Origin of the sequence: Streptomyces sp. ID05-39B (assembly GCF_033794725.1) — a bacterium.
Taxonomy (GTDB): domain Bacteria; phylum Actinomycetota; class Actinomycetes; order Streptomycetales; family Streptomycetaceae; genus Streptomyces; species Streptomyces bobili.
This window is the reverse complement of the sequence record NZ_JARGEF010000337.1, coordinates 1-6810: the sequence shown is the minus strand read 5'-3', so window position 1 is coordinate 6810 and position 6810 is coordinate 1. Positions and strand designations below refer to the sequence as shown.

General features: G+C 71.9%; 4 protein-coding genes and 2 pseudogenes. 1 reads left to right on the top strand and 5 read right to left on the bottom strand.

Features of this window, described 5'->3' with window-relative positions:
- From P1P75_RS38210 to mtnA, 5 genes and pseudogenes are all read right to left on the bottom strand, one after another.
- Positions 1–291: pseudogene (locus P1P75_RS38210) on the bottom strand (ComF family protein); the annotation flags it as partial.
- 244 nt (positions 292–535) lie between these two features.
- Positions 536–2365: an LpqB family beta-propeller domain-containing protein gene (locus P1P75_RS38205; protein WP_319264077.1), complete on the bottom strand. Its 1830-nt coding sequence runs from the start codon at positions 2363–2365 to the stop codon at positions 536–538.
- Complete coding sequence (mtrB, locus tag P1P75_RS38200; RefSeq protein ID WP_319264075.1) at positions 2355–4439, bottom strand: MtrAB system histidine kinase MtrB; 2085 nt, start codon at positions 4437–4439, stop codon at positions 2355–2357. Before mtrB ends, P1P75_RS38205 begins: the two co-directional genes overlap by 11 nt.
- Before the next feature lie 2 nt (positions 4440–4441).
- Positions 4442–5131 carry a two-component system response regulator MtrA gene (mtrA, locus tag P1P75_RS38195; RefSeq protein WP_187282414.1) on the bottom strand — a complete coding sequence of 230 codons (690 nt, stop codon included), beginning with the start codon at positions 5129–5131 and terminating at the stop codon, positions 4442–4444.
- Between the two features lie 159 nt (positions 5132–5290).
- Positions 5291–6433 carry an S-methyl-5-thioribose-1-phosphate isomerase gene (gene mtnA / locus P1P75_RS38190; RefSeq protein WP_319264073.1) on the bottom strand — a complete coding sequence of 381 codons (1143 nt, stop codon included), beginning with the start codon at positions 6431–6433 and terminating at the stop codon, positions 5291–5293.
- A 140-nt stretch (positions 6434–6573) separates the two neighbouring features.
- On the opposite strand from mtnA, the pseudogene P1P75_RS38185 reads away from it, so the two are divergent.
- Positions 6574–6810 (top strand): annotated as a pseudogene (locus P1P75_RS38185) (hypothetical protein); the annotation flags it as partial.

Sequence of the window (6810 nt, the reverse complement as noted above, 5' to 3'; positions counted from 1 at the left end):
CACCCGCACCGCCCCCGCCAGCGCCGTCCCCAGGGGTCGCGTGAGCGCCAGCGCGCCGCGCTCTTTGTGGGCCAGCAGTACGGCTCGTACCTCGTCCGCGTACCGGGCGGCCGCGTGCACGGCGGGCAGCCCGGGCGGCGCGGGGTGCGGCCGTACCCGGCGGGGTGTGCCGCCGTGCAGCGCGGCGCGGCACTCGGGACAGAGCACCGTGCGCGCCGTGCCGCAGCCGCCGCACTCGGCCGGGAGTACCAGGCCGGAGAGGTCGTGCCACCACCGTCGGACGCTTTCCACACGGATCACTGTGCCGGGGTGTGCGTCGGGCTGCCACCCCTGTGGAAAACGTCGGAGGCATCCTTGTGGAAAACTCGCGGAAAATCCGAAAACCAGACTGACGGACGCCTGCCAGCCAAAGCCGGCCGGTGCCGGCCGGTGCCAGGCGGTGTCAGCCGGTGCCGGGCGGACACCGCCCCCTCGGCCGAGCAGGCGTCCCGCCCCTCAGCCAGGCATCCCCGCGAAGGGGCGACGACGACCGGTCTCAGCCCGGATAGAACGCGACCGACCCGGTCTCCTTCAGCGTCCGCCAGCCGCTGCCTCCCGGCAGCCACAGCAGGCCTTCCTTGGAGGTGGCGAAGAGCGGGGCCTCACTGTCCTCGGAGGCGGCGATGCTGGTGACCTCGGTGAGGCCGGGAAGGGTGCCGGTCTCGGGGATGGAGCCGTCGGACTGGACGTACTGGACCTGCTCGACTCCGCCGGCTTCGCGGCCGACGACGACGAGCCTGTTCTCCCCCGCCCATGACATGGCCGTGACCTGTTCCAGGTCGGGCGTCGCGGAGCGCAGTTCCTGGACGGCGACGGTGGGCCGTTCGCCGCTCGTGTCGCGTTCGATCCGCCCGATGAGCAGGGACTGCTTGCCCTTCCGGTCGACGACGAGCGCGATCCGTACGCCGTCGGCGGCGACCCGTACGGTGTTGATCCGTCCGTCGAGGCCGGGGGTGAGGACCTTGAGCGGCTCGCCTGCGCCCTTCTCCAGGAGGAGCAGGCGCGGGTCGGCGGGGTCGCGGTCGGCGACCCACAGGTCGCCCTGGCCGTCCCAGCTGGGTGTGGTCAGGCGGTCGGCCTCGGTTTTGCCCTTGCTCTGGAGGACGGGGTCGCCGAGGGAGTTGCCGACGACGGTGGAGGTGACGTAGAGCGTCCTGCCGTCGAGGGCGACGCCTGCCGCGCTGTGTTCGTCGCGGGCCACGGCGACGGAGCGCAGGGGTTTGGTGCCGTCGCCGAGGGTGCCGGGTACCGGTTCGGAGCTGGTGCTGTCTCCGGCGTTGGTCATGCGGACCAGCCGGTGGCGGGCGTCGATGAAGTACAGGTAGTCGGGCCGGTCCTCGGCGCCGCGTTCGGCGACGGTCCCGGCCCGCTCCTCGACGAGGGAGCAGAGGGGGTTGCCGGCGGCGCGTATCTCGACCTCGTCGACGGTGGGGTTGAGGCTCTGGAGGGTGAACAGCAGTTGTGCGGCCATTTCCTCGCACTTGCCGTGCCCGATGCGGGCCGCTTTGTCGTTGAGCGGCACGGTGAGCTTGTTCTGGTCGTCGGGGGCCAGTGAGGTGACGCCCTTGGTGAGGGCGGTGCCGGTGGGAAAGCTTGAGCGGACCACGGGCCGCAGCCAGCTGGTGGGCCCGTTGAGCAGGGAGTTCACCATCTGGGTCGTGGGGTCGACGCGTTCGCGGACGTAGACGGGGTCGGCGACGGCCATGGGCTGTCCGGATCGGGCGGACGTGGTGTGGGAGGCGAAGTAGTACTTGTTGAGCGACATGTAGTTGCGCTGGAAGTCCGACTTGCCCATGACGACGCCTTCGGGCAGCGAGTCGATGCGCCAGTGTCCGTTCTTCTTGTCGCGCGTGAGGTGCACCGTCTGGTCGTAGTCGCCGGAGGCGGGTGTGTAGGACTGCTGGGCGTCGATGGTGGCGACGCGGGTGCCGGTGAGTCGGAACGCGAAGTCGTCGCCGTCCTCCCTGCCGCCCGGGCGGTCTGCCTGGGTGGCTGGTCCGTCCGCGAGGACGGTGGTGGACCGTTCGGGTGTCCACAGTTGTGAGGCGCTGGGGGTGAGGTACTGACGTGCGGTCGCGTAGCCGGGGTCGTCGCTGGTCAGGGCTTCGAGGAAGCCCTGGACGATCTCGGCGGGCGGTGCGTCGTCGCGGGGCGGCAGGGCGAAGACCCGGACCTGTGTCTCCTGGCGGGGGGTGGATTCCACGCCGCGCAGGTCGCCGCTGTCGGGCATCGAGGCGCATCCCGCCAGCAGTACGACGCCACAGACGGCGTACGCCGTTCCGCGCACCGGCGTGCGCCGGCGGCCTCCCTCGCGGTCAGCGCCCACGAAATGCCTCCCCTTGCTGGTTCGCCCGGTCGGTTTCCCGGTCGGTTTCCCGGTCCGCCCCGCCGGGTGCCGTCTCGCCCTGTGCCGTGTTCCTGGTGGGCCGGTCCTGCGGGCGTGCGCCGGAGGCGGGCCGGGGGACGACGCGTGCGCCGTTCCCGGGCAGTGCCGTCGGGTCGGCGGTGGGGGCCACCGTGCCCTGCCGGGGTGCGAGGGGTGCCCGGCCGGGGGATCGCCGCTCGTCGGCGGGCTGGACCGGCACGGTGGCGCTCTTCTCGGTTCCGCCACGCGGCAGGCCGGCTTCGTTGAGTCCGCGGTTGCGGCGGGAGTCCTTGGGTTCCAGGGGTATCGGTGAGCCCCGCAGGGGTTCGTCCGCGGTCCTGGGCAGGGTGAGCCGGAACTGTGAGCCGCCGCCGGGTTCGCCCCAGGCCTGGAGCCAGCCGCCGTGCAGGCGGGCGTCCTCCAGGGCGATGGACAGTCCGAGGCCGGTGCCGCCGGTGGTGCGTGCGCGTGCCGGGTCGGCGCGCCAGAAGCGGCTGAACACGCGCGTCGCCTCGCCGGGCTTGAGTCCGACGCCGTAGTCGCGGACGGCGATGGCTACGGCTCCGCCGGCGCTGGCGAGCTTGACGACGACGTCCTTGCCGTCGCCGTGTTCGACGGCGTTGACGACGAGGTTGCGCAGGACGCGTTCCACACGGCGGGCGTCTGCCTCGGCGACGACGGGCTGCAGGTCGCCGCGCACGCGTATGGACGTGCCCTTGCGTTCGGCGAGGGGTGCGGCTCCGCTGACGACGCGGCGTACGACGTCGCGCAGGTCGATGGGTTCGGCCTCGAGGGCTGCGGCGCCGGCGTCGAAGCGGCTGATCTCCAGCAGGTCGGCGAGCAGGGATTCGAAGCGGTCGAGCTGGTCGGCGAGGAGTTCCGCCGAGCGGGCGGTGACCGGGTCGAAGTCCTCGCGGGCCTCGTGGATGACGTCGGCGGCCATCCGTACGGTCGTCAGGGGTGTGCGCAGTTCGTGCGAGACGTCGGACACGAACCGCCGCTGCATCCGTGAGAGGTCCTCCAGCTGCTGGATCTTCAGCTGGAGGTTCTGCGCCATCTTGTTGAAGGCTTCGCCGAGCCGTGCGATGTCGTCCTCGCCGGTGACCTTCATCCGTTCCTGGAGGCGTCCGGCGGAGAGCCGTTCGGCGATGCCGGCGGCCATTCGCACGGGGGTGACGACCTGCCGTACGACGAGCCAGGCGATGGCTCCGAGGAGTACGACGACGAAGAGGCCGGCGGTGGCGAGGGTGCCCCTGACGAGGCTGAGGGACTTCTCCTCCTGGGTGAGCGGGAAGAGGTAGTACAGCTCGTAGGGGTCGCCGTTGGGGTCGTCGACCCGTTTGCCGATGACGAGGGCCGGCTGGGACTCCTTGTCGCTGAGGTAGATGATGCGGGAGTACCTCTGGACGGCGCCGGTGCTGCTGTTGACGCGCTCGCGCAGGACGTCGGGGACGCTCTTGTTGGGGTCGACGGAGCCGGAGGCCCGTGGCCCGCGGCCGCCGCCGCTGTCGTCGCCGGGGGGCAGGGTGACCACGTCGAATGCGCCCTGGCCGCCGCTGGACAGCGACAGCACGAGTTCGCTCATCCATTCGATGACGTTCTGGGAGGCGCGGCCGTCCGTGCCGTTCCCGTCGTCGGCGGCCGAGCCGACCGCTTCGTCGGCCTTCTGTTTGGCCACGGCGAAGCCGCCGGTGGCCTGGCTCTGGGCGGCGGTGACCTTGGCGTCGAGCAGCCCGTTGCGTACCTGCCCGATGACGACGAAGCCCAGCAGCAGGACGACGCCCAGTGACATCAGCAGGGTCGTGGCGACGACCTTGAGCTGGATGTTGCGCCGCCACAGCCGCATGACGGGCAGCAGCGGCCGGCGCACCCAGCGCAGCAGCAGTCGCAGGACGGGGCTGTTGCGCACGCCGCCCTGGAGGAGCCCGCCGGCGAAGAGGTGCGCGAAGCGCGATCCCGCCCGCTGCGGGCCGACAGGCCGCTCCGGACGGGCCCCGGACCGGCCGGGGGCCGAAGCGGCACTGTCCTTGGACATGGTCAGCTCGGTCCGGCCTTGTAACCGACGCCACGGACGGTCACCACGATCTCCGGCCGCTCCGGGTCCTTCTCGACCTTGGAGCGCAGCCGCTGTACGTGCACGTTGACCAGGCGGGTGTCGGCGGCGTGCCGGTAGCCCCAGACCTGTTCGAGCAGCACTTCCCGGGTGAACACCTGCCACGGCTTGCGGGCCAGCGCGACCAGCAGGTCGAACTCCAGCGGTGTCAGGGCGATCGACTGCCCCTCCCGCTTCACGGAGTGACCGGCCACGTCGATGACCAGGTCACCGATGGTGAGCTGCTCCGGGGCGGGTTCCTCGGACCTCCGCAGCCGCGCCCGGATCCGGGCGACCAGCTCCTTCGGCTTGAACGGTTTCACGATGTAGTCGTCGGCGCCCGATTCGAGGCCCACGACGACGTCGACGGTGTCGCTCTTGGCCGTGAGCATGACGATCGGCACGCCGGACTCCGCCCTGATCAGGCGGCACACCTCGATGCCGTCCCGTCCGGGCAGCATCAGGTCCAGCAGCACCAGGTCGGGCTTCGCCTCACGGAAAGCGGCCAGCGCCTTGTCGCCGTCGGCTACGAAAGACGGCTCAAAACCTTCACCACGCAGCACAATGCCGAGCATCTCGGCCAGTGCGGTGTCGTCGTCGACGACAAGGACTCGTCCCTTCATAAACGACATCATCCCATTCTCATAACAGTGACAGTGGCGCTGGTGAGCAGGGTCACTGGCCCGTGACGATAGTCGTAGGGAACGGTCACTGTCTGCCCCGGCCCCCGGCACCCCGGTCGGCACGGCCCCCGAGGCCCGTGAGAAGGCCCGTACGACAGGGCGGCGAGCACCTCAGTCGGTCGCCGCCCGTCCCGACCTGGCGCACAGCTGCGCCAGCCCGTCGGCCGTCACCGGCGAGACGACACCCTCCTCCGTGACGATCGCCGTGACCAGCTCGGGCGGCGTCACGTCGAACGCCGGGTTGTACGCCTGCGTCCCCAACGGCGCCACGGGAATCCCGCCGCCCGCTCCCGACACCGGAGCCTGCGGCGCGGCCATCTCCGTCACCTCGAACCCGGGCCGCTGCTCGACCTCGATGGACGTCCCGTGGGGGGTGTCCAGGTCGACCGTCGTCACCGGCGCCACCACGATGAACGGCACATGGTGGTACCGGGCGAGCACCGCGAGCGGATAGCTGCCCACCTTGTTGGCCACCGAGCCGTCGGCCGCGATGCGGTCGGCCCCGATCAGCACCGCGTCGACCTCACCGGCCGCGAACAGCGACCCCGCCGCGTTGTCGGTGAGCAGCGTGTACGCCATCCCCCTGCGCGCCGCCTCGTACGCCGTCAGCCGGGCTCCCTGGAGCAGCGGACGCGTCTCGTCCACCCACAGCCGCCGCAGCTGCCCCGCCCGGTGTGCGGCGAGAGCCACCGCGAACGCCGTGCCTTCACCGCCCGACACCAGCGCTCCGGTGTTGCAGTGGGTGAGGATCCGGTGACCGCCGCCGGGCAGCAGCTCGTCGAGTAGAGCCAGCCCGTGCTCCGCCATCCGAGTACTGGCCTCGGCGTCCTCGCGGTGCAGCTGCCGTGCCGCGGCCAGCGCGGCCCTGGCGCCCTGCTCGGGCCCGCCGCCCTTGGCGACCTCCGCCTGGTAGGCGTCACGGGCCCGGCGCACGCCGAGGGACAGGTTCACCGCGGTGGGCCGGGCGCCCGCGAGCGCGTCGGCAGCCTCGTCCACGGCGAAGCCCCGCGCGGCGGCGAGCGCGACCCCGTACGCCCCCGCGATCCCGAGCAGCGGTGCGCCGCGGACGGCGAGCGAACCGATCGCCTCCACCAGCGCCGACGCATCCGTACAGACCAGCTCCACCTCCTCGGCCGGCAGCCTCGTCTGGTCGAGAAGCACCAGCACGGGACCTTCGGGTGGTTCCTCCCAGCGGATCGCGGGTACCTCGGTGGGCCGCTTGTCATCGCCTGATTGCGCGTACAGATCAGCCATGCCGTCAGTGTGCCCGTTATCCGTCGGACAATCGAAGGTGTGCGGCCCGGACCGCGGCCGGTCACCCGTCGAGCCCCCCATGGCACGATGGCTCCCAACCTGCCGCCGCGACCGCGGACGGGCACCGTGAAGGAGCGACGATGAACGACACTCCGGGCTGGGCCTCGCCCGGATCCGCCCCGTCCGGCGGACAGGAGCCCGGGACGTCCACGCCTCCCGAGCACGCCGACCGCCCCGGCGGCACGCAGCCCGCGGACCAGCCTGCCAAGAACCCGCAGGGGCCCGGCCCGCAGTGGTCCCCGCAACAGCCGCCGCCCGGCCAGTGGTCCGCGCCGACAGGTCCCCCGAACCCGGGCCAGGCCCCTCCGCCACCACCC